At 63.6% G+C, this 20,035-nt stretch carries 26 protein-coding genes; 18 read left to right on the plus strand and 8 right to left on the minus strand.

The features are described from left to right. The first annotated feature begins 114 nt into the window (after positions 1 to 114). The 11 genes from coxB to AC2FNY_RS15000 all read left to right on the plus strand — a co-directional run bounded on the left by coxB (position 115) and on the right by AC2FNY_RS15000 (position 10,041). On the plus strand, positions 115 to 951 hold the full coding sequence (coxB, locus tag AC2FNY_RS14950) for a cytochrome c oxidase subunit II (RefSeq protein ID WP_234144691.1): 837 nt from the start codon (positions 115 to 117) through the stop codon (positions 949 to 951). Between the two features lie 87 nt (positions 952 to 1,038). Next, on the plus strand, positions 1,039 to 1,995 hold the full coding sequence (gene cyoE / locus AC2FNY_RS14955; RefSeq protein ID WP_234177802.1) for a heme o synthase: 957 nt from the start codon (positions 1,039 to 1,041) through the stop codon (positions 1,993 to 1,995). After that, complete coding sequence (locus AC2FNY_RS14960; protein WP_234139625.1) at positions 1,992 to 2,159, plus strand: cytochrome c oxidase system small membrane protein; 168 nt, start codon at positions 1,992 to 1,994, stop codon at positions 2,157 to 2,159. Before cyoE ends, AC2FNY_RS14960 begins: the two co-directional genes overlap by 4 nt. After that, entirely contained in the window at positions 2,159 to 2,734 is a 576-nt protein-coding gene (locus AC2FNY_RS14965; protein WP_234139626.1) for a cytochrome c oxidase assembly protein, read from the plus strand. Before AC2FNY_RS14960 ends, AC2FNY_RS14965 begins: the two co-directional genes overlap by 1 nt. Before the next feature lie 22 nt (positions 2,735 to 2,756). Beyond that, positions 2,757 to 3,572: a cytochrome c oxidase subunit 3 gene (locus AC2FNY_RS14970; RefSeq protein WP_496802934.1), complete on the plus strand. Its 816-nt coding sequence runs from the start codon at positions 2,757 to 2,759 to the stop codon at positions 3,570 to 3,572. A 183-nt stretch (positions 3,573 to 3,755) separates the two neighbouring features. Continuing rightward, entirely contained in the window at positions 3,756 to 4,427 is a 672-nt protein-coding gene (locus AC2FNY_RS14975; protein ID WP_496802935.1) for an SURF1 family protein, read from the plus strand. Positions 4,428 to 4,432: 5 nt separating this feature from the next. Next, positions 4,433 to 5,824, plus strand: coding sequence for a threonine synthase (gene thrC / locus AC2FNY_RS14980; protein WP_496802936.1), 1,392 nt, complete (start codon positions 4,433 to 4,435; stop codon positions 5,822 to 5,824). Continuing rightward, the gene (locus AC2FNY_RS14985; protein ID WP_234177799.1) at positions 5,821 to 7,083 is read left to right on the plus strand and encodes an insulinase family protein; all 1,263 of its coding nucleotides are present in this window, start codon (positions 5,821 to 5,823) and stop codon (positions 7,081 to 7,083) included. The genes thrC and AC2FNY_RS14985 overlap by 4 nt, the downstream gene beginning before the upstream one ends. Further along, a complete protein-coding gene (locus AC2FNY_RS14990; protein WP_234139631.1) occupies positions 7,083 to 7,667 on the plus strand; it encodes a GNAT family N-acetyltransferase in 585 nt (194 codons plus the stop codon). Before AC2FNY_RS14985 ends, AC2FNY_RS14990 begins: the two co-directional genes overlap by 1 nt. 104 nt (positions 7,668 to 7,771) lie before the next feature. Continuing rightward, a complete protein-coding gene (locus AC2FNY_RS14995) occupies positions 7,772 to 8,590 on the plus strand; it encodes an MBL fold metallo-hydrolase (protein ID WP_496802937.1) in 819 nt (272 codons plus the stop codon). A gap of 38 nt (positions 8,591 to 8,628) precedes the next feature. Further along, positions 8,629 to 10,041, plus strand: coding sequence for an FAD-binding oxidoreductase (locus AC2FNY_RS15000; RefSeq protein ID WP_496802938.1), 1,413 nt, complete (start codon positions 8,629 to 8,631; stop codon positions 10,039 to 10,041). 69 nt (positions 10,042 to 10,110) lie between these two features. On the opposite strand, the gene AC2FNY_RS15005 is transcribed toward AC2FNY_RS15000, so the two are convergent. Both AC2FNY_RS15005 and AC2FNY_RS15010 read right to left on the minus strand, forming a co-directional pair. Beyond that, entirely contained in the window at positions 10,111 to 10,650 is a 540-nt protein-coding gene (locus AC2FNY_RS15005) for an adenine phosphoribosyltransferase (protein ID WP_234139634.1), read from the minus strand. 99 nt (positions 10,651 to 10,749) lie between these two features. After that, positions 10,750 to 10,917, minus strand: a complete 168-nt coding sequence (locus AC2FNY_RS15010) for a hypothetical protein (RefSeq protein WP_496802939.1) — start codon at positions 10,915 to 10,917, stop codon at positions 10,750 to 10,752. A 57-nt stretch (positions 10,918 to 10,974) separates the two neighbouring features. Here AC2FNY_RS15010 and AC2FNY_RS15015 point away from each other — a divergent pair, with 57 nt between their 5' ends. Next, positions 10,975 to 11,148 carry a hypothetical protein gene (locus tag AC2FNY_RS15015; protein WP_496802940.1) on the plus strand — a complete coding sequence of 58 codons (174 nt, stop codon included), beginning with the start codon at positions 10,975 to 10,977 and terminating at the stop codon, positions 11,146 to 11,148. Here the strand turns inward: AC2FNY_RS15015 and AC2FNY_RS15020 are convergent. The 3 genes from AC2FNY_RS15020 to AC2FNY_RS15030 form a co-directional block, all read right to left on the minus strand. Further along, entirely contained in the window at positions 11,145 to 11,774 is a 630-nt protein-coding gene (locus AC2FNY_RS15020) for a LysE family translocator (protein ID WP_496802941.1), read from the minus strand. The two genes, AC2FNY_RS15015 and AC2FNY_RS15020, sit on opposite strands and share 4 nt — an antisense overlap. 73 nt (positions 11,775 to 11,847) lie before the next feature. Next, the gene (locus AC2FNY_RS15025; RefSeq protein WP_496802942.1) at positions 11,848 to 12,720 is read right to left on the minus strand and encodes an S-methyl-5'-thioadenosine phosphorylase; all 873 of its coding nucleotides are present in this window, start codon (positions 12,718 to 12,720) and stop codon (positions 11,848 to 11,850) included. Between the two features lie 76 nt (positions 12,721 to 12,796). Beyond that, positions 12,797 to 13,378, minus strand: a complete 582-nt coding sequence (locus AC2FNY_RS15030) for a hypothetical protein (RefSeq protein WP_496802943.1) — start codon at positions 13,376 to 13,378, stop codon at positions 12,797 to 12,799. A gap of 160 nt (positions 13,379 to 13,538) precedes the next feature. On the opposite strand from AC2FNY_RS15030, the gene AC2FNY_RS15035 reads away from it, so the two are divergent. Beyond that, a complete protein-coding gene (locus AC2FNY_RS15035; protein WP_496802944.1) occupies positions 13,539 to 15,173 on the plus strand; it encodes a SulP family inorganic anion transporter in 1,635 nt (544 codons plus the stop codon). 118 nt (positions 15,174 to 15,291) lie between these two features. Here AC2FNY_RS15035 and AC2FNY_RS15040 read toward each other — a convergent pair whose 3' ends face one another. Both AC2FNY_RS15040 and AC2FNY_RS15045 read right to left on the minus strand, forming a co-directional pair. After that, on the minus strand, positions 15,292 to 15,930 hold the full coding sequence (locus tag AC2FNY_RS15040) for a CatB-related O-acetyltransferase (RefSeq protein ID WP_496802945.1): 639 nt from the start codon (positions 15,928 to 15,930) through the stop codon (positions 15,292 to 15,294). Further along, the gene (locus AC2FNY_RS15045) at positions 15,927 to 16,535 is read right to left on the minus strand and encodes a flavin reductase family protein (protein WP_234139641.1); all 609 of its coding nucleotides are present in this window, start codon (positions 16,533 to 16,535) and stop codon (positions 15,927 to 15,929) included. Before AC2FNY_RS15045 ends, AC2FNY_RS15040 begins: the two co-directional genes overlap by 4 nt. Positions 16,536 to 16,618: 83 nt before the next feature. Here AC2FNY_RS15045 and AC2FNY_RS15050 point away from each other — a divergent pair, with 83 nt between their 5' ends. From AC2FNY_RS15050 to AC2FNY_RS15070, 5 genes are all read left to right on the plus strand, one after another. Further along, a complete protein-coding gene (locus AC2FNY_RS15050) occupies positions 16,619 to 17,107 on the plus strand; it encodes a GNAT family N-acetyltransferase (RefSeq protein WP_234139642.1) in 489 nt (162 codons plus the stop codon). 49 nt (positions 17,108 to 17,156) lie between these two features. Further along, the gene (locus tag AC2FNY_RS15055; protein ID WP_496802946.1) at positions 17,157 to 17,918 is read left to right on the plus strand and encodes an EcsC family protein; all 762 of its coding nucleotides are present in this window, start codon (positions 17,157 to 17,159) and stop codon (positions 17,916 to 17,918) included. 68 nt (positions 17,919 to 17,986) lie between these two features. Next, on the plus strand, positions 17,987 to 18,487 hold the full coding sequence (locus AC2FNY_RS15060) for an NUDIX hydrolase (protein ID WP_496802947.1): 501 nt from the start codon (positions 17,987 to 17,989) through the stop codon (positions 18,485 to 18,487). A gap of 51 nt (positions 18,488 to 18,538) precedes the next feature. Next, positions 18,539 to 18,964: a DUF1178 family protein gene (locus tag AC2FNY_RS15065; RefSeq protein ID WP_496802948.1), complete on the plus strand. Its 426-nt coding sequence runs from the start codon at positions 18,539 to 18,541 to the stop codon at positions 18,962 to 18,964. Between the two features lies 1 nt (position 18,965). Next, positions 18,966 to 19,604, plus strand: coding sequence for an SDR family NAD(P)-dependent oxidoreductase (locus AC2FNY_RS15070; protein ID WP_496802949.1), 639 nt, complete (start codon positions 18,966 to 18,968; stop codon positions 19,602 to 19,604). Here the strand turns inward: AC2FNY_RS15070 and AC2FNY_RS15075 are convergent. Then, positions 19,598 to 19,951: a hypothetical protein gene (locus tag AC2FNY_RS15075; RefSeq protein ID WP_496802950.1), complete on the minus strand. Its 354-nt coding sequence runs from the start codon at positions 19,949 to 19,951 to the stop codon at positions 19,598 to 19,600. The genes AC2FNY_RS15070 and AC2FNY_RS15075 overlap by 7 nt on opposite strands. Positions 19,952 to 20,035 lie beyond the last annotated feature (84 nt).

Here is a 20,035-nt window from a genome sequence, read left to right on the forward strand (position 1 = left end):
TTTATCTGCCTCCGGGAATATGATTTTTAACGCGACCAAAGACAACGGGCGGGGTGTGTTTGATTCACGAACCCCCCGGTCAGGGACGCAAAGATCAAACGATCAGGACAGAACATGAAGAACGCTTTGACGCTTTCGGCGCTTCTCGCCACCCTTTCGAGCCTGCCCGCCGCGGCGCAGGAGTTGGAGATCATCGGCAAACCGGTCGACGGCGGGATGGGCTTTCAGCCCGCCGCAACCGAGCTGGCGCGCGAGTTGCAATCGCTGGACGGCATGATTCTGGTGATCATCACCGTCATCTGCCTGCTGGTGGCGGCATTGCTGGTCTGGTGCATCGTGCGGTTCAACAGCCGCGCCAACCCGACTCCGGCGAAGTTTTCGCATTACACCCCTGTGGAAATCCTCTGGACCGTCGGGCCGATCCTGATTCTGGTTTTCATTGGCGCCTTCTCGCTGCCGGTGCTGTTCAATCAGCAGGAAATTCCCGAGGGTGAGATCAACATCAAGGTCACCGGCTACCAGTGGTACTGGGGCTATGACTACACCGACGAAGGCTTCGGCTTCGAAAGCTTCATGCTGGGCCGCGACGATCTGGAAGATCATGGCTACAGCCAGGACGAGTACCTGCTGGCGACCGATACCGCCGTTGTCGTGCCCGTGGGCAAGGTCGTCGTGATGAGCGTGACCGGCGCAGACGTGATCCATTCCTGGACCATCCCCGCATTCGGCGTGAAGCAGGACGCAGTGCCGGGCCGTCTGGCGCAGCTGTGGTTCAAGGCTGAAAAGGAAGGCATCTATTTCGGCCAGTGCTCCGAGCTTTGCGGCAAGGACCACGCCTATATGCCGATCACCGTCAAGGTGGTCAGCGAGGCGGAATACGCCAAGTGGCTGGCAAGCGCGAAAGAAGAATATGCCGGTCTGCCGACCAGCTATCAGGTCGCCTCGAACTGAACCTTTCGGGCGGGGCCTGACCCCGCCTGCCAAGACTGACCCGGGCTGCGCGCATGTCGCGCGGCTTTTGCCCCAAGGGACCACCGCATGAGCGACGCAAGCTTCAACGCCAGCACTGCCCGGGCCGCACATCGCCCGGACGAGGCCGGTTTTGGCGACTATTTCGCCCTGCTGAAACCGCGGGTCATGTCGCTTGTTGTTTTTACCGCGCTGGTCGGCCTCTTGGCCGCGCCGGTGCCGGTGCATCCCTTCATCGGGTTTTGCGCCATCCTGTTCATCGCCATCGGTGGCGGCGCCTCGGGTGCGCTGAACATGTGGTGGGATGCCGATATCGACCAGGTGATGAAGCGCACCAAAAAGCGTCCGATCCCCGCCGGCAAGGTCGAAGCGGGCGAGGCGCTGGCCGTGGGTCTGGGCCTGTCAGGCCTGTCGGTGATGATGCTGGCGCTGGCCACCAATGTGTTTGCCGGTGCCTTCCTCGCCTTCACCATCTTCTTTTATGTCGTCGTCTATACCATGTGGCTGAAGCGGACGACGCCGCAGAACATCGTGATCGGTGGTGCGGCAGGGGCCTTTCCGCCGGTGATCGGCTGGATCGCGGCCACCGGCGACATGTCGGTCGAACCCTGGCTGATGTTCGCACTGACCTTCATGTGGACGCCGCCGCATTTCTGGGCGCTGGCCTTGTTCATGCGGTCCGACTATGACGACGCCGGGGTGCCGATGCTGACCGTGACCCATGGTCGCCGCGCGACGCGTGTTCACATCCTCGTGTATACGGTCCTGCTGGCACTTCTGGCGTTGGGTACCGCGTTCTCCGATATCGGCGGACCGATCTATCTGGCCGTCGCTCTGGTGCTGAACGCGCTGTTCCTGCTGGGGGCCATCCGTATCTGGCGCCGGGACGAGGCCGATAGCGAGGCCGACAACTTCAAGACCGAGCGGAACTTCTTCAAACTGTCGCTGCTCTACCTCTTCCTGCATTTCGGCGCCATTCTGGCCGAAGCGCTGCTGCGTCCCTATGGGCTGGGAGGCTGGGGATGAGCCTGCGCCAGACACATGAGCTGCATCAGCGCCGCTTTGGCCGCAACCTCGGCGTTGCGCTGACGCTTGCGGCGTTCATCGTCATCATTTTCGGCCTGACCGTGGTCAAGGTGACCCGTGGTGATTTCGAGCCGCCGCAGGCCAGTACCGGAGGGCAGGGCTGATGGCTTTGAAGGGACCTCAGAAAACCGTTGTGCAACTGGTCAGCGTGGTCGTGGTCATGGGCGGGCTCGCCTGGGCCTCGGTCCCTTTCTATGACTGGTTCTGCCGGGTTACCGGATTTGGCGGCGCCACCGGCGTGGCCGAGGCCGGTTCGGACACCATCCTCGACAAGACAATCAAGGTGCGCTTCGACGCCTCGAAAGAGCGCGGCATGCCCTGGGAATTCCGCCCCGTTCAAACCGAGATGGAGCTGCGCATCGGCGAGACCGGGCTGGCCTTTTACGAGGCCTACAACCCGACAGACCGGCCGGTGGCGGGGCAGGCGTCCTACAACGTCGCGCCCTATTCGGCGGGTGGCTATTTCGACAAGATCGCCTGTTTCTGCTTCGAAGAGCAGGTGCTGCAACCCGGCGAACGGGTGCAGATGCCGGTCAGCTTCTTTGTCGACCCCGAGATCGTCAACGACCGGGACGCGAAATATGTGCATACGATCACGCTGTCGTATACATTCTACGAAATCGATCTGCCCGAGGGCTATGCCGCCCTTGATGCAGCTACAACAACGAACACGAACTAACGCCGCAAGGTGAGGGACACTGATGGCACACGCTAAGAACCACGATTATCACATTCTGGCCCCGTCGATCTGGCCGCTGGTCGGCGCGATCGGCGGCTTTGTCATGCTCTTCGGCGCCGTTCTCTGGATGCACGGAATCACTTCCTACATGTTCTGGGCCGGCTTCATCGCCGTGCTCTATGTCATGTTCGCCTGGTGGTCCGAGGTCGTGGCCGAGAGCCGTGTTGGCGACCATACGCCCGTCGTCCGCATCGGCCTGCGCTATGGCATGATCCTGTTCATCACCTCCGAGGTGATGTTCTTCTTTGCCTGGTTCTGGTCCTTCTTCAAACACCGCATGTATCCGATGCAGGACTATGTCGGCACCGAGTATGTGGCACCGAACATCCACGCGGTCGACCCGTTCCACCTGCCGCTGATCAACACGCTGGTCCTGCTGCTGTCGGGCTGTGCCGTGACCTGGGCGCACCATGCGCTGGTGCACAACAACGACCGCAAGGCGCTGATCCAGGGTCTGTCGATCGGCATCGTGCTGGGCATGATCTTTACCTTCCTGCAAGGCTATGAATATGCCGAGCTGCTGCTGCACGAAGACTGGACCTTTGGTGGCGACCAGTTCTACTCGAACTTCTTCATGGCAACCGGTTTCCACGGCATGCACGTGATCATCGGCACCATCTTCCTGGCGGTGTGTCTGCTGCGCGCGCTCAAGGGCGATTTCACCCCTGAGAAGCATATCGGTTTCGAGGCCGCCGCCTGGTACTGGCACTTCGTCGATGTGGTCTGGCTGTTCCTCTTCTTTGCCGTCTACATCTGGGGTCAGTGGCCGCTGCTCTGATCGCATGGGCCCTGCGCCGGAAAGACAGACAAGGCCGCCCCTCGGGGCGGCTTTTTCATTGGTGTTCCGGCGGCGCGATCCCTGAATTGCACCCGATACAATTGACCGGTTGCAAATGCGGCCCGTCTCGCCATACCAAGGCACCGGCCCGCGCCGGGCCGTTTCACCTGTTCCGGAGCCGTCATGCGCCGCGTTCTCTTTCTGCTACTCGTAGGTCTCGCGGGCCTCGCCGTGCTGATCGCGCTGGGCAGTTGGCAGTTGCGGCGGCTGGACTGGAAACAGGCGATGTTGGCAGATATCGACAGCCGCATCGCCGGCGCGCCGCAGGCGCTACCCGCCGAACCCGATCCCGAACGCGACCGCTATCTGCCGGTTGCGGTCAGTGGCGCGATGGCCGGCGAGGAGTTGCACGTGCTGGTCTCGGTCAAGATGGTCGGGCCGGGCTACCGCGTCATCGCCCCCTTCGTGACAGACGAGGGCAGGCGCATCCTGGTCGATCGCGGCTTCATACCGACGACCGCCAAGCAGGACCGCCGCGAAACCGGCCCGATGCGGGTCGAGGGCAACCTGCACTGGCCCGACGAGATCGACGGCTATACCCCCGCGCCCGATCGGAACGGCAATATCTGGTTCGCTCGCGACGTACCCGCGATGGCAGCGGAGTTGGGCACCGAACCGGTGCTGCTGATCGCCCGCGCGCCGACCGGCCCGGGTATCACACCCTTGCCGGTCGACAGCGCCGGCATCCCCAACGATCACCTGCAATATGCAATCACCTGGTTTGGCCTGGCCCTGGTCTGGGCCGCGATGACCTCCCTGTTTTTGTGGCGCAGCCGCGCCCGCAAGAAAGGCTGACAGCGATGAAATACATCTCGACCCGCGGGCAGGCGCCCGAGCTTACCTTTGAAGAGGCGATGCTGACCGGTCTGGCCCGCGATGGCGGCCTTTACCTGCCCGCCGAGATCCCGGTGATGGATCAGGACGAGATCGCCGCGCTGGCGGGCCTGCCTTATGAAGAGATCGCCTTTCGTGTAATGTGGTCCTATGTGAGCGGATCGTTTGCTGAGGACGAATTCCGGGGCATCATCGCCCGCGCATACGAAGGCTTTGGCCATGCCGCCCGGGCGCCGCTGAAACAGCTCAACGAGAATCACTTCCTGCTGGAGCTGTTCCACGGGCCGACGCTGGCCTTCAAGGATTTCGCGATGCAGCTGATCGGCCAGCTGTTTCAGGCGGCGCTGGCGCGGCGCGGCGAGACGGTGACCATTGTCGGCGCCACTTCGGGCGATACCGGCTCGGCCGCGATCGAGGCGTTCCGCGGGCTGGATGCGGTCAATGTCTTTATCCTCTTCCCGCATGGCCGCGTCAGCGAGGTGCAGCGCCGTCAGATGACCACGCCCGCCGATAGCAACGTGCACGCGCTGGCAGTGGATGGCGATTTCGACGACTGTCAGGCGCGGGTCAAGGACATGTTCAACGACTTTGCCTTCCGCGACGGGGTGCGGCTGGCTGGTGTGAACTCGATCAATTTCGCGCGGGTTCTGGCGCAGGTGGTCTATTACTTCTCGGCGGCCACCAGCCTTGGTGCACCGCATCGCAAGGTCAGCTTCACCGTACCCACCGGCAATTTTGGCGATATTTTCGCGGGCTATATCGCCAAGCGGATGGGGTTGCCGATCGAACGGCTGGTGGTGGCCACCAACCAGAACGACATCCTGCACCGCTGCCTGTCGGGCGAGGGCTATTTCAAGGGCGAAACCATCCCCTCGATCAGCCCGTCGATGGATATCCAGGTCAGCTCCAATTTCGAACGCGCGCTTTATTACGCCTATGGCCAGGATGGCGCGGCGGTGTCGCAGCTGATGGACGAGCTGCAACAGGGCGGGTTCCATGTCAGCCAGGGCGCCATGCAGGCCCTGCGCGAAAGCTTCTCCTCGGGCCGCGCCTCGGAAGAGGAAACACTGGCCACAATCAAGGCCACGCTGGCCGCCAGTGGCGAGCTGTTGTGCCCGCATTCGGCGGTGGGGGTAAAGGTCGCCGAAGAGGCCCGCGCGGCCGACGCGGCGCCGATGATCACGCTGGCCACCGCGCATCCGGCGAAATTCCCCGCTGCGGTGGAACAGGCCAGCGGTGTGTTTCCACCTCTTCCCCCTCGCATGTCGGATCTGTATGAACGTCCGGAACGGGTGACCCGGATCGCCAACGATCTGGCCGCCCTCCAGGATCATATCAGAAGGCATATCCCTGCGTGACAGTAAGACAGGACCAACTGGCCAACGGCTTTCGCATCGTCAGCGAGAACATGCCGGGCCTGCAATCGGCGGCCATCGGCATCTGGGTGACCGCGGGCGGGCGGCATGAACGGATCGACCAGAACGGCATCGCCCATTTCCTGGAACACATGGCGTTCAAGGGAACCGAGCGCCGCTCGGCGCTGCAGATTGCCGAGGCGATCGAGGATGTGGGCGGCTATATCAACGCCTATACCTCGCGCGAGGTGACCGCCTATTATGCCCGCGTCCTGAAAGAGGACGTGGCGCTGGCGCTCGACGTGATCGGCGATATCGTCCTCAACCCGGTCTTTGATCCGCGCGAGATCGAGGTCGAACGTGGAGTGATCCTGCAAGAGATCGGCCAGGCCCATGACACGCCCGACGACGTGATCTTTGACTGGTTGCAGGAAGAAAGCTATCGCGACCAGCCGCTGGGCCGGACCATTCTTGGCCCGGCCGAGCGGGTCAGCAGCTTTTCCCGCGCCGATCTGTCGGCCTTTGTGGCCGAGAATTACGGGCCCGAGCAGATGATTCTGTCGGCAACCGGCGCGGTCGATCACGACCTGCTGGTCCGGCTGGCTGAAGAGATGTTCGGCCATCTTACCCAGCGCAAGGGCGCGCTGGCGGAACCTGCGCTGTTTACCGGCGGCGAAGCACGGCGTGAAAAGGCGTTGGAGCAGGCCCATTTCGCGCTGGCGCTCGAGGGACCCGGCTATCGCGACGACGCCATCTATACCGCTCAGATCTATTCCTCGGCGCTGGGGGGCGGCATGTCCTCGCGCCTGTTCCAGGAAGTGCGCGAAGTGCGTGGCCTGTGCTACACGATCTTTGCTCAGACCGGCGCCTATGCCGATACCGGCACCACCACCATCTATGCCGGGACCAGCGCGGGGCAGGTGGCCGAACTGGCGGGCATCACCATCGACGAGATGAAGCGCGCCGCGGACGATATGACCGAGGCCGAAGTGGCCCGTGCCCGCGCCCAGATGAAGGCCGGGATGCTGATGGGGCTGGAAAGCCCGTCGAACCGAGCCGAACGGCTGGCGCGGCTCGTGCAGATCTGGGGCAAGGTGCCTTCGCTCGAGGATACCGTGGCCCGGATCGACGCGGTCACCACCGCCGATGTGCGCGCCTTTGCCGAGCGGATGGCGGTCCAGGCCCCGGCGGCGCTGGCGCTTTATGGCCCGGTTTCGGCCGCCCCCAACCTGGCGGAGCTGCAAGAGAGGCGCGCCGCCTGATGCTGCTGGGCCGCCGCAAGCTGACACTCGAAACCGAGCGGCTCAGCCTGCGTCTGCCGGCGCATTCCGACTATGCCGACTGGGCAGCGCTGCGGCGGGCGTCGCGTGACTATCTGATCCCGTGGGAGCCTAGCTGGGCCAGCGATCATCTCAGCCGCAAGAGTTTCACAAACCGGGTTTATTGGGCGCAACGCTCGGTCTCCAGCGGCTCGGCGGTGCCCCTGTTCGTGTTCCGGCGCTCGGACGATGTGCTGGTTGGGGCGATCACGCTGGACAATATCCGCCGCGGTCCCGCCCAGGCGGGAACGCTGGGATACTGGACCGGGCAATGCTATGCCCGGCAGGGATATATGCGCGAGGCGATCGGCGCGGTGGTGCACCACGCCTTCTCCCGTCTCGACCTCAGCCGTCTCGAAGCCGCCTGCCTGCCCGAGAACATGGCCTCGCGCGGACTGCTGGAAAGCTCGGGGTTCAAGTATGAAGGCGTGGCGCAGTCCTATCTTCAGATCAACGGGCGCTGGCGGACCCATGTCCTCTATGCCTGCCTACGTTCGGACCGGCGCGGCAAGACGGATGCGGGCTAGATGGGCGGTATCGCGGCGTCGGGACCGTTCCGGAGCCGGTGCGCTTTCTAACGAACAGAGACCAGGGGCGTGACTTGCCGCGATGATGCGCTACTATTCATGGAATGTGGCGGTTTCTACTGGCATTGACTTTATTTGCTGGGGGCGCGGTGGCTCAAGAGCGTCGCCCAAGCCATTGCATTGCCATCGCCGATGCCGCGCCCGGCATCGAGTATCTGCACAAGGCGGGCTGGCAGGATCCGGTGCCGGATTATTCGGTGCGGATCAGCTATATCGCGCATGCCTCGTTTCTGATCCAGACGCCCGGCGGGCTGAACGCGGTCACCGATTTCACCGGCTTCATCGGCAGCGCCGACATGATCCCCGATATCGTGACCATGAACCACGCGCACGAGACCCATTGGACGCAATTCCCCGACCCGGCGATCCCGCATGTTCTGCAAGGCTGGGGCCCGTTCGGCAAGGGAATAGAACACCATCTCGATCTGGGTGAAATGCTGATCCGGAATGTCTCGACCGATATCCGGTCGGTCTATGGTGGGGTCGAGGAGCGCGGCAATTCTATCTTCGTGTTCGAGGTCGAGGGAATGTGCATTGGGCATCTGGGACACCTGCACCATGTTCCCGACGATGCGCAATTCGCTGCCCTTGGCCGGCTTGATGTGGTGATGGCCGCTGTTGATGGTGGCACGACCATGTCGCTTCCCGAGATGATCGCGGTGCTACGGCGCCTGAAAAGCTCGGTCATCATCCCGATGCACTGGTTCTCGGGGCATTCGCTGGACCGGTTTCTTGCAGGCGTTCGGAACGATTTCGACATTCGCCGCGATGGCGTGTCCGAGATCGACATATCGCTGCGCACGCTGCCCGACCGGCCCACGGTGGTGGTGCTTGAACCGCGCTACCTCGTCGATCTCGATTAGGGCTTGCCCGACCCGCGCGCCTTGGGCATGGAAAGGGTATGATCCTGAATCCCGCCGATGAAAGCTTTGCCACCCACCTGCGCGGCCTGTTGCCCGCCGAGGTGTTGCGCCCGGTCGAGCCCCGCTATCTGGCCGAGCCGCGCGGGCGCTGGACCGGGCAGGCGGGCGTTCTGGCCTTGCCGCGTTCGACCGAGGAGGTGGCAACACTGATCCGGGCTGCATCGGCGCAGCGGGTGGCGGTGTTGCCTTATGGCGGCGGAACCGGGCTGGTGGGCGGACAGGTAATGCCCGACGGGCCCGCGCCGCTGGTCATCTCGCTGGAACGCATGAACCGGATACGCGGCGTCTATCCGCAAGAGAACGTTGTGGTGGCCGAGGCGGGCTGTATCCTGGCCGACATTCAAGATGCGGCCGGTGATGTGAACCGCCTGTTCCCGCTGTCGCTGGCGTCCGAAGGGTCCTGTCGGATCGGTGGCAATCTGGCCACCAATGCCGGTGGGGTGGGGGTGCTGCGCTATGGCAATGCCCGTGACCTGTGCCTGGGGCTTGAGGTGGTTCTGCCGAGCGGAGAGATCTGGAACGGGCTGACCCGTCTGAGAAAGGACAATACCGGCTATGATTTGCGGAACCTGCTGATCGGTTCCGAGGGCACGCTGGGCATCATCACTGCCGCCGCGCTGAAGCTTTTTCCGATGCCGAGCTCGCTGGGCACCGCATTGCTTGCGGTGCGCGATCCGCAGGCCGCGCTGGACATTCTGGCATTGGCGCGTGGCCAGAACGGCGAGTGTATCAGCGCCTTTGAGCTGATCCACCGTCAGAGCTTCGACTTTCTGGCGGAGACCCTGCCGCATCTGCGCCAACCGCTGGACCCGGTTCCGGAATGGAGCGTTCTGGTGGAGTTGGGCCTGTCGGGCGGTCTGGACGCGGTCACGGCGCTTGAGTCGCTGTTCGAGGCGGCGGTGGAGGCCGAATTGGCCAGCGATGGCGTAGTGGCACAGAGCGAGGCGCAGCGTGCCGCGCTCTGGAGCCTGCGCGAACATATCCCCGAGGCCAATCGCCGGATCGGCTCGATCTCCAGCCATGACGTGTCGCTGCCGCTGTCGGAACTGCCCGCGTTCATCCGGCGCGGACAGGAGATGGTTGCCGCGGCGGGATCATACCGCATCAACTGCTTCGGTCACCTTGGGGACGGCAATCTGCACTACAACCTGTTTCCACCAAAGGGACGGAACCGGTCGGATTATGCGGATCAGGCCACTGGCCTCAAGAGACTGGTGCATGACCTCGTGCACGAGTACGGCGGTTCTGTCAGCGCCGAGCACGGCATCGGACGGTTCAAGACCGGAGATCTACAGCGCTATGGCGATCCGGCGAAACTGGCCGCGATGCGTGCGATCAAAACTGCACTAGACCCTTTCGGTATCATGAATCCGGGTGCAGTGCTTGCGTGAGAGGCAAGAGCAAGAAATTTCTGCGAATTTTCTAGTGAACAAAATTCGCAGAATTTTGTTCTGCGCCGGTCAGAGACCTTCGAAGGCGCAGAGCGCGTGCACATCCATGCCCATCGCTTCCAGCACCTTGCGGCCGCCCAAGTCAGGCAGGTCAATGATGAAGGCGCAAGAGACGATCTCACCACCCAACCGTTCTATCAACCGGATCCCGGCGGCGGCGGTGCCGCCGGTGGCCAGCAGGTCATCTACCAGCAGCACCTTCTCGCCTGGTTGGATCGCATCGTCGTGGATCTCGACAATCGCCTCGCCGTATTCCAGTTTATAGTCCTGGCTAATCGTGGTGCCGGGCAGCTTGCCTTTCTTGCGGATCGGTACGAAACCGACACTCAACTGGTGGGCAATGGCCCCGCCAAGAATAAAACCGCGCGCTTCCAGCCCCACCACCTTGTCGATCCGCTCGCCGGCATAAGGATGCAGCATCTGATCGATCGCCATGCGAAAACCGCGTGGATCGGCAAACAGCGTGGTCACATCCCGAAACAGGATCCCTTCATGGGGAAAATCGACGATGGTACGGATGTAATCCTGAACCGATTTCGTTCTGGACATGTGGCCCCCCGGAAAACAGCGTTTCCTGCGGTTTGGCGCATGACGCGCGCAGACGCAAGGGGGAGGGGCGACTTGTATCGCCCCGAAACGGGGGCGTCGTCAGGTCTTGGTCCTGAGGCTGCCAAAAGACCGGTAGAGCGCGGCCGGCAACCAGGACAGGTGCGGTTTCACCCAGTCGCGGCGATCCTGTATCAGCAGCGATTGTGCGGTGTGCAGGTTCATTGCATTTGCCTTCGTCATGTTGCTACGGTCGAAGTGCATCGACATGATATATGCTTTGTATATACAAAGCATATGCAGATTTTTCAACCACCGGGTAGGTTTGTGGGCAAGAAAGACGGAAAAAGCGCCTCCAGAAAGGATGCGCAGCTGGTTTTGAGGCTCGACAAGAACGAGCGGGACGCGTTTGTGGAAAAGTGCAAGGCGCTCGACACCAGCGCCGCGCGCGAGATACGCCGCTTCATCCGCGAGTTCATGAAGGCGCATCCGGACGATTAGGTGGGGCGCCTCAGAAGGGCAGTGGCAAGACCCATGCCCATCAGGGTTATCCCTCCGGTTCGGGTCAACCCGGCAATGACCGATGGCCGGTCGATCCAGCGGCGCAGATGGTCGGCAAGCAGCGCATAGGCAAGCGCGTTCAGCCCTGCCAGACCGACAAAGGTTGCGATCAGGATGGCGAATTGCGGAACCAAGGGGGCTTCGGGGCGCAGAAACTGCGGCACGAAAGCGATGAAGAAGGCGATTGATTTCGGATTCAGCGCTGTGACAGCGGCGGCATGGGCAAAGACCGACCGTGCGCTCACATCCGGCGAGACGCGCATCTGCGCCAGTCCCGCGCTGCCCGCGCTGCGGAACAGGCGATAGCCCAGCCACAGAAGATAGGCGGCGCCGACCCATTTGAGCACCGCAAACAGCGTGGCCGAGGCCAGCACCAATGCGCCAAGCCCGGCGAGAGAGGCGCTCATCGCGATGAGATCTCCCAGAGCCACTCCCGTGGCCGAGGCAACGGCCACACCGCGCCCCTTGGACAGGGCATAGCTCAAGACCAGCAGCACTGTGGGGCCGGGGATCAGCAGAAGGGCAGTCGAAGCGGCAACAAAGGCAAGCCAGAGATCGAGGGGCATTGGGGTCTCCGCAGGGTAAGGGCAGGCGGCAGTCAGCCTGCTTATCCGTTCACGGTCAAGCGTTCGTTTGTGCTCACAACACCCGGCCTGCAACCGCGTCAAGCCGGGCGAGGAGGGAAGGATCGCGCGCCTCGGGGGCGGTCAGGATGGCATGGTCCAGCGCCCGGTCGCAGCCATGCGGGCAGGGTGTGCGCTCGGCACCCAGGAGGGCGGGCAGGCCCTTGACCATGGCGCGCGCCTTGTCGGCATTGCCCATCAGCGTGGCGATGATCCGGGTCACGTCCACCTCGCCATGATCGGGGTGCCAGCTGTCATAATCGGTGACCATCGCGACGGAGGCATAACAAAGCTCGGCCTCGCGGGCGAGCTTCGCCTCTGGCATATTGGTCATGCCGATCACATCGGCGCCCCAGTGCTCGCGGTACATCTTCGATTCCGCGAGTGTCGAGAATTGCGGACCCTCCATCGCCAGATAGGTGCCGCCGCGATGCACCGTGATGCCGGCGGCGCGGGCAGAGGTTTCACAGGCGTCCGACAGGCGTGGGCAGATGGGATGGGCGACGCTGACATGGGCGACGCAGCCGGTGCCAAAGAAGCTCTTCTCACGCGAAAAAGTGCGGTCGATGAACTGGTCGACGATCACGAAATGCCCCGGCGCCATCTCCTCGCGGAACGATCCGCAGGCGGAAACCGAGATCACATCGGTGACACCCAGCCGTTTCAGCGCATCGATATTGGCGCGATAGGGGACCTCGGTCGGGGAATGCACATGGCCGCGCCCGTGTCGGGGCAGAAAGGCCATGTCGACGCCACCCAGCCGTCCGGTCAGGATCTGGTCCGAAGGCGCCCCCCATGGGGTGTCGACAGTGACCCATTCCGCCGCGTCCAACCCGTCGATGTCATAGATGCCCGAGCCGCCGATCACGGCGATCTTGGTGTTGCGCATGTTGCTGGCCTTTTCCTGTTGCGGGCGTTTCGCGTCCGAGTTGTGCGGATTCCGGCGCGCATTTCAAGGGCGTGGCTCATTCTTGCCTCGGGCTGCCGCCGCCGATAAGTCCGCGCGTCCGCGACTGCACAAGAAAATCCTGCCAGGCTGCCTCGAACTGGCCAAGCGGCCAGTCGCGGTTCTGCGCCCGTCCGTGACGGTCTCGGAATGTGAAGCGAAAGCTTTCGCCTTGCCGCATCGCCGCGATCAGGATTTCGGCGCTGCCCTCGGAGAAGGTACAGCCGAGTCCGGTCAGGCAGCCGGGCCAATTGCTGTGCCAGATCCGCCCCTGTTCACCCTCGATCCGAAGGCCGCCGGGGGCGAAAAGCGAGCCGGGCTCGATCCCGATCTCGACCGCGAAGCCAGTGCTTTCGGGGGTGACAAAGAGATATTGCGCGGCGAATTCGGGATGTTGCGAGAACACGTCCACGTGCCGCAGATAGCAGCGTTTCACCAATCTCCCTTGCTCGAACCGCTCGTCGCACATGGAATCCCAGATGCCGATCAGTCGGTGATGGGTGACCCGCCAGTTTCCGGCGGTATCGTTGCCCTGCATGTCCTGGGCATGGGCGGGCAGGGCGATCAGGGCGGAAAGCAGCAAGGGGATCAGGGAACGCATGCAAGACAGGTGAGCAGCGGGCGGGCCGGGTGCAAGTCACGTTGCCGCGAGCGAAAGTCATGCATGCGACGCATAGCCGCTACCCGTGCTGTGCCATGGCCGTATGGGTGGCGATTCGTTACAAGGCCCGGAACGCGAACTCCCCATCAGGACCTGACCCATGCCCCGTGCCTTCCTGGCAAGTCTTGCCAATCGTCTCGCCATTCCCGACCTGCGCTGGATGCCGGACGAGCCGCTGACCGCCTCGCGCCTCAGGATCGAGCTGTTGTCAGGGCTGACCGTGGCGCTGGCGCTGGTGCCCGAGGCGGTGGCCTTTGCCTTTGTCGCCGGGGTGCACCCGCTGGTGGGGCTTTACGCGGCCTTTCTGGTCGGGCTGATCACCGCGCTGATCGGCGGGCGGCCGGGCATGATCTCGGGCGCAACCGGGGCGCTGGCGGTGGTGATGGTGGCGCTGGTGGCGCAGCATGGGGTCGAGTACCTCTTTGCCACCGTGGTGCTGATGGGGCTGTTGCAATTGGTCGCCGGGGTCATGCAATGGGGCAAGTTCATCCGGCTGGTGCCGCATCCGGTCATGCTGGGCTTTGTCAACGGGCTGGCCATCGTGATCTTTCTGGCGCAGATGGGCCAGTTCAAGGTGCCGGGCAGCATGGAAAATACCGGCCACGGGATGGGCGGCGGAGAATGGCTGTCCGGTGGCCCGCTGATGCTGATGCTGGCGCTGGTGGCGCTGACCATGGTGGTGATCTGGATCATGCCGCGGGTGACGCGGGTGATCCCTGCACCACTCGCGGGCATCGCCGTGGTCGCCGCGCTGGTGATCGGCGCCGGGCTGGATGTGCCACGGGTTGGCGACATGGCCTCTATCGAGGGCGGGTTGCCGCAGTTCCACATCCCGATGGTGCCGCTGAATTGGGAAACGCTGGAAATCATCCTGCCCTACTCCGTCATCCTCGCGGCGATCGGGTTGATCGAGTCGCTGCTGACCCTGAACCTGGTGGGCGACATCACCGGCAAGCGGGGCGGGGCCAGCCAGGAATGCATCGCCCAGGGCGCGGCCAATGTGGTGACCGGCTTCTTTGGCGGCATGGGCGGTTGTGCGATGATCGGCCAGTCGATGATCAACGTGAAATCCGGCGGCCGGACCCGGGTGGCGGGTATCGCGGCGGCGCTGTTCCTGCTGGTGTTCATCCTGGTGGGCGCACCGCTGATCGAGCAGATCCCGCTGGCCGCGCTGGTTGGTGTGATGTTCATGGTGGTGATCGGCACCTTTGCCTGGAACTCGCTTATGATCCTGCGCAAGGTGCCGCTGACCGATGCCTTTGTCACCGTTCTGGTCACCGTGGTGACCGTGATGGAGGACCTCGCGGTTGCCGTTGTGGTGGGGGTCATCGTCTCGGCGCTGGCCTATGCCTGGAACAACGCCAAGCGCATCCATGCGGTGACGCGCGAGTCGCATACCGCAAAGGGCGCCAAGGTCTATGAGATTCAGGGGCCGCTGTTCTTTGGTTCGACCGACGGGTTCGTGGAACTGTTCGAGGTCGAACAGGACCCCGCAACCGTGATCGTCGATTTCAAGGAGAGCCGGGTTGTCGACCAGTCGGCGTTGCAGGCGATCGAGGCGGTAGCGCTCAAATACGAGGCGGCGGGCAAGCAGGTGATGCTGCGGCATCTGAGCCGCGACTGCCACCAGCTGTTGACCAAGGCCGGGCATCTGATGGTCGACAGCGACGATGACCCCGATTACGGGCTGGCGGTGGATTACTCGGTCCGGACCGGCATCCTGGGTGGTCACTGACCCTTTGCCAAGCGGTGCGCGCCTGACGGCGCGCGCTTTCTTGTTGCCGCACCTTTCGGTGCGGGATGCGAGGCGCTGCCTCGCGCTCCGGGATATTTGGGGCAAGAGGAAAGAGGGATCAGGGGGCGAGGGCGGCGAGAGCGGCAAGATCGCCTGAGAGCAGCGCCGGTTCGGCGCGGGCGATGAGATCGGGCGGCCAGTCCCACCAGGCGAGAGATTGCAGCCGGGCAATGGTGTCGGGATCGAAACGGAAGCGGATCACCTGGCCGGGATTGCCGGTGACCACCGCGTAAGCGGGCACCGTGCCACGCACCACCGCGCCGGCGCCGATGATGGCGCCGTTGCCGATCCGCGCGCCGGGCAGGATCATCGCCCCATATCCGATCCAGACATCGTGGCCGACCACCGTATCGCGGCGGTCCGGCTGATAGGAGGTCATTTGCGCCGGGTCGAAGACCGGGAAGGGAAAGCAGGTGATCCCGTTCTGGGCGTGATTGGCCGAGGCGGTGATGAAGCGGACCCCGTGAGCGATCTGGCAGAAGCGGCCTAGTGTCAGTGTTTCGGCCGAAGTGGGAAACAGATAGGGCGCTAGCCGCGCCGCCCAATCCTTCGGCGGATCGAAATCAGAGGCATAGCTGTAGTCCCCGGCGCGGAACCGGGGATGGTCTATCACCCGGTTCAGGAACACGGTGCCAGCATGGTCGGACCCGTCAGGCAACGTGATCGGGTAGCGACGACCTGGGTCCGGAAGGGTCATCTGTCGTCCGGGCGCGCAAGCGTAAAGAGGTCGCGCACGACGGTATAGTCACGATAGCCAAGCCGGGCCAGCGGTTGATAGGTGGTGACGTCGAAAATCCCGTCCTTAAGGCAGTCATCGCGCATGTGGATACCGGTCACCTCGCCGAATACCACCCGATTGGACTCGCCGGGCAGCGTCACGATCTGCGTCAGCTTGCATTCCAGCGCGGCGGGCGCCCCGGCGATGCGGGCGCAGGCGATCGTTTCGCACTCGACGGGTGTCAGCCCGGCATGGGCGAATTCATCCACATCGCGCGGGAGACTCTCCGATGTCGCGTTCATCGCGTCGCGCATCGCGTATTCGACGATGTTGACGCAGAAGACACCTGTCGCCTCGATATTGGCGACGGTGTCCTTGGTGTTGTCCTGGTCGGGCTTGCTGCCCGTGGTCGAGAACATCACCTGAGGCGGGACATAGGCGGCACCATTGAAGAAGCTGTAGGGGGCAAGGTTGTTGGTGCCATCCGCAGCACGGGTGGATATCCAACCGATGGGGCGCGGCGTGATGATGGCGTTGAACGGGTTGTGCGGCAGGCCGTGCCCGTCTTCAGGTCGATAGAACATGTGTCTTTGATCTCCAAGCGTTTGCCCTAGGGGTAACGAAGTGATAGGGCGATTTCCACCCGAAGGGAGAGGCAGGAAGACAGGTGATCGAGGTCAAACCGGAAACACCGGACGATTGGTGGGAGGTCGAGGCGCTTTATGACCTGTGTTTTGCACCGGGCCGCACGGCGCTGTCCTCGTACCGGCTGCGCGATGATGTACCGCCAGTGGCCGGCCTGTCGCTGGTTGCGCGCGACAGCGATGGCACACTGGCCGGGGCGATCAGGTTCTGGCCGGTGCATGTGGGCGATTGCGACGCGCTGCTTCTGGGGCCCGTGGCCGTGCACCCCACCCACCAGGGCGAAGGGCTGGGTGGGTTTCTGATCCAGGAAGGGCTGGAGGCGGGCCGCGAAAGCGGCTGGGCACGGGTGATGCTGGTGGGAGATGCGCCCTATTACAGCCGCTTCGGCTTTGCCCGGCTGGATGGGGTCGAGATGCCGCCACCCACCAATCCCGACCGGGTGCTGGGGTTGGATCTGGTGCCCGGCGCCTGGGCAGGCGTTTCAGGCCGGGTCACCCGCTGGACCCGTTGAAATCGCAAGATGCGATGCCGATCTTTGAAAGTCAGAGGAGGCATGCGCCATGCAGGATATCGTGATCGTTGCCCCGGTGGATGCCGAGGCCGAGCTGGAGGCGCTGGCCGCGCGCTATCGTGCGGCGGGCGGCACCGGGATCCGGTTGCTAAACGCGCTGGGCGGGCAGGCAGAAGGGCTGCTTGACCGGCTGCCGCATCAGGTGCGCGCCGGTCTGACCGAGGCGACCGAGCGGGCGCTGGTGCTGGCTATGCGTGCCGCACAAGGCTCGCGCCTGGCGGTGCCGGGACAGAGCGGACGAACCAACATGATCTGGACCACAGCCATGGGCGCCGCCGGTGGCATGGGTGGGTTGCCTTCGGCGCTCGTCGAATTGCCAGCGACCACCGCGGTTCTTTTGCGCGCGATACAGGATGTGGCCGCCGAACACGGGTTCGATCCCGCCGCCGAGAACGTGCAGTTCGACTGTATCCGGGTCTTTGCCGCCGCAGGCCCGTTGTCGACGGATGACGGCGCCGATCTGGGTTTTGTCTCGCTGCGGCTTACGCTGACCGGTGGGGCCTTGCACAAGATGATCTCGGCCGTGGCACCGCGACTTGCAACAGCATTGGGGCAAAAGTTGGCGGCGCAATCGGTGCCGGTGCTGGGCGCGGTTGCCGGGGCATCGGTGAACTATGTCTATACCCGCTATTACCAGCAGATCGCGCATGTGCATTTCGGGCTCAGGCGGTTGGCGGTGGATGCGGATATTCCCCATGCCGAACTGGTTGCGCGCCTGTCGGACAAGATGGCGCTGGGCGAAGGGATGTAACCGCAGTTTCACAATTCCGCCGTTAATTGGTTTCAACCCGCGCGACCACGCGGACAGGACGGAGCGCGATGAACGCAAAGCTCGACAAGGCGGTGACGATGCAAAGGGCGCAGGCGTTGACCCGGCTGCAATATGGCGCGCTCTGCTACCGGTTCGACGGGGACACGCCTCTGGTGCTGCTGATCACCTCGCGCGGGACGAGGCGCTGGATTCTGCCCAAGGGCTGGCCGATACCCGGCCTGGACGGAGCCGCCACCGCCGCACGCGAGGCGTGGGAGGAGGCGGGCGTCGTGGGGCGTGTCTCTCCGGTCTCGCTGGGGGCTTACCACTATGTCAAGCTGCTCGATAAACGGCGCGAGGTTCCCTGCAAGATCGAGGTATATCCGCTCTGCGTTGCGCGTCTGGAAGATGAATACCCCGAAACGGGCCAGCGGCAGCGAAGATGGGTGCCGCTGGCTGACTCCGCCGCGCTGGTCGACGAACCGGGCCTGCATCAGCTGCTGATGGGTATTGATCCGGTCGCTCTGCGCGGCCTGTGTCAATCGTCCGGGATGCCGCGCTCTACTTGATCTTGCGGCATATGTGGATATCTACTGGGCGGACCGCAATGGAATGGCCAGATGATTCAGTATTCTCTGAAATGCAGCGCCGGGCACAGCTTTGACAGCTGGTTCCAATCGGCTGCCGCATTTGAAAAACTGGCGGCGACCGGAATGGTCGCCTGCTCGATCTGTGGCGGGACCGAGGTCGAAAAGGCGATCATGAGCCCCCGTGTCACCTCGGTCCGGTCCAACAAGGACGCCCGCCCGCTGACCGCGCCTGCAACACCCGCCGAACAGGCACTGGCCGAGATCCGGCGCAAGATCGAGGCGAATTCCGACTATGTGGGCCGGGATTTCGCAACCGAAGCGCGCCGGATGCATCTGGGTGAGGCGCCGGAACGGGCGATCTATGGCGAGGCCAAGATGGAAGAGGCAAAGGCCCTGCTTGAGGACGGTATCCCCGTCGCGCCGTTGCCATTCCTGCCGAACCGAAAGGCGAATTGACATGCATGCACTGATCACCGGCGGCAACCGCGGGATCGGGCGGGAGCTCGCCGCACAGTATCGCAAGGCGGGCCATGACGTCACCGCCACCGCGCGCGATGACAGCTGCGATATCGCGCTTGATGTGACCGACCCGGTCCAGCACCGCGCCATGGCCGAGGTGCTGGCGGGGCGCCCCATTGATCTGTTGATCTGCAATGCAGGCGTCTATCTGGACAAGGGGCTGTCGCTGGAGGGCTACACCGCGCAGGTCTGGACCGACAGCTTTGCCGCCAATGTCACCGGCGTCTTTCTGACCGTTCAGGCCCTGCTCCCCAATATCAGGGCCGCCGGCGGCAAGATTGCAATCATCTCGTCGCAGATGGCCTCGCACACGCGTGCGCCGGGCGGCAGCTATGCCTATCGCGCGTCCAAGGCGGCTGTGCTGAACCTGGGCCGCAACCTGGCTGCCGATCTGGCACCCGAGGGCATCGCCGTGGGCGTCTATCATCCGGGCTGGGTCCGTACCGACATGGGTGGTCAGGGCGGCGATATCGACGTTACCGAGGCGGCGGGCGGCCTGATCGAGCGCTTTGCCACGCTATCGCCCGAGACGACGGGATGTTTCGAAACCTGGGACGGGCGCGCGCACCCTTATTGAGACGCGACCGCGGCCGCCGGCAGTTCGAATACCTCGCCTGGTGCAATGAAAATCCGCAGCGTGTCCCCGACAGTTTCCGAGCTGACGGGCGAGGGCGCGCTGCTGGAGACCGGTTTGCCATCCTCGAAATAGATGTTGCGCACGGTTCCACCGGGCAGGATGACGGCGAGTGTCGCGGTACCATCCTCCTTGCGGCGCAGTTCTGCCGGGCAATCGGACAGGGCCGCGCCACCCGTCGCGCAGGGGACCGTTCCCAGCGCGTTCTGCCCGTCGGTTCCGGATACGGTGGCGGCAAACGCCACAGGCGAAGACAAGATCAGGCTGACGGCGAGGATGGTGGCGCGCATGGTGGTTCCTTGCTGGCTAAAGGCTCTGCAACGCTCGCATTCCGACCGGGATCTGTAAAGCCCGTACGCCGCCTTGCGGTCCTG

This window comes from Ruegeria sp. BHSC223 (assembly GCF_059613025.1).

Coding starts and splice junctions, on each gene's coding strand:
- AC2FNY_RS14970 (WP_496802934.1), top strand. CDS start 2,757: ATGGCACACGCTAAGAACCACGATTATCACATTCTGGCCCCGTCGATC.
- AC2FNY_RS15065 (WP_496802948.1), top strand. CDS start 18,539: ATGATTCAGTATTCTCTGAAATGCAGCGCCGGGCACAGCTTTGACAGC.
- AC2FNY_RS14960 (WP_234139625.1), top strand. CDS start 1,992: ATGAGCCTGCGCCAGACACATGAGCTGCATCAGCGCCGCTTTGGCCGC.
- AC2FNY_RS15045 (WP_234139641.1), bottom strand. CDS start 16,535: ATGTTCTATCGACCTGAAGACGGGCACGGCCTGCCGCACAACCCGTTC.
- AC2FNY_RS15010 (WP_496802939.1), bottom strand. CDS start 10,917: ATGTCGATGCACTTCGACCGTAGCAACATGACGAAGGCAAATGCAATG.
- AC2FNY_RS15075 (WP_496802950.1), bottom strand. CDS start 19,951: ATGCGCGCCACCATCCTCGCCGTCAGCCTGATCTTGTCTTCGCCTGTG.
- cyoE (WP_234177802.1), top strand. CDS start 1,039: ATGAGCGACGCAAGCTTCAACGCCAGCACTGCCCGGGCCGCACATCGC.
- AC2FNY_RS14995 (WP_496802937.1), top strand. CDS start 7,772: ATGTGGCGGTTTCTACTGGCATTGACTTTATTTGCTGGGGGCGCGGTG.
- AC2FNY_RS15070 (WP_496802949.1), top strand. CDS start 18,966: ATGCATGCACTGATCACCGGCGGCAACCGCGGGATCGGGCGGGAGCTC.
- AC2FNY_RS15035 (WP_496802944.1), top strand. CDS start 13,539: ATGCCCCGTGCCTTCCTGGCAAGTCTTGCCAATCGTCTCGCCATTCCC.
- AC2FNY_RS14990 (WP_234139631.1), top strand. CDS start 7,083: ATGCTGCTGGGCCGCCGCAAGCTGACACTCGAAACCGAGCGGCTCAGC.
- AC2FNY_RS14975 (WP_496802935.1), top strand. CDS start 3,756: ATGCGCCGCGTTCTCTTTCTGCTACTCGTAGGTCTCGCGGGCCTCGCC.
- thrC (WP_496802936.1), top strand. CDS start 4,433: ATGAAATACATCTCGACCCGCGGGCAGGCGCCCGAGCTTACCTTTGAA.
- AC2FNY_RS15025 (WP_496802942.1), bottom strand. CDS start 12,720: ATGCGCAACACCAAGATCGCCGTGATCGGCGGCTCGGGCATCTATGAC.
- AC2FNY_RS15060 (WP_496802947.1), top strand. CDS start 17,987: ATGAACGCAAAGCTCGACAAGGCGGTGACGATGCAAAGGGCGCAGGCG.
- AC2FNY_RS15000 (WP_496802938.1), top strand. CDS start 8,629: ATGATCCTGAATCCCGCCGATGAAAGCTTTGCCACCCACCTGCGCGGC.
- AC2FNY_RS15020 (WP_496802941.1), bottom strand. CDS start 11,774: ATGCCCCTCGATCTCTGGCTTGCCTTTGTTGCCGCTTCGACTGCCCTT.
- coxB (WP_234144691.1), top strand. CDS start 115: ATGAAGAACGCTTTGACGCTTTCGGCGCTTCTCGCCACCCTTTCGAGC.
- AC2FNY_RS15005 (WP_234139634.1), bottom strand. CDS start 10,650: ATGTCCAGAACGAAATCGGTTCAGGATTACATCCGTACCATCGTCGAT.
- AC2FNY_RS15030 (WP_496802943.1), bottom strand. CDS start 13,378: ATGCGTTCCCTGATCCCCTTGCTGCTTTCCGCCCTGATCGCCCTGCCC.
- AC2FNY_RS15040 (WP_496802945.1), bottom strand. CDS start 15,930: ATGACCCTTCCGGACCCAGGTCGTCGCTACCCGATCACGTTGCCTGAC.
- AC2FNY_RS15055 (WP_496802946.1), top strand. CDS start 17,157: ATGCAGGATATCGTGATCGTTGCCCCGGTGGATGCCGAGGCCGAGCTG.
- AC2FNY_RS14965 (WP_234139626.1), top strand. CDS start 2,159: ATGGCTTTGAAGGGACCTCAGAAAACCGTTGTGCAACTGGTCAGCGTG.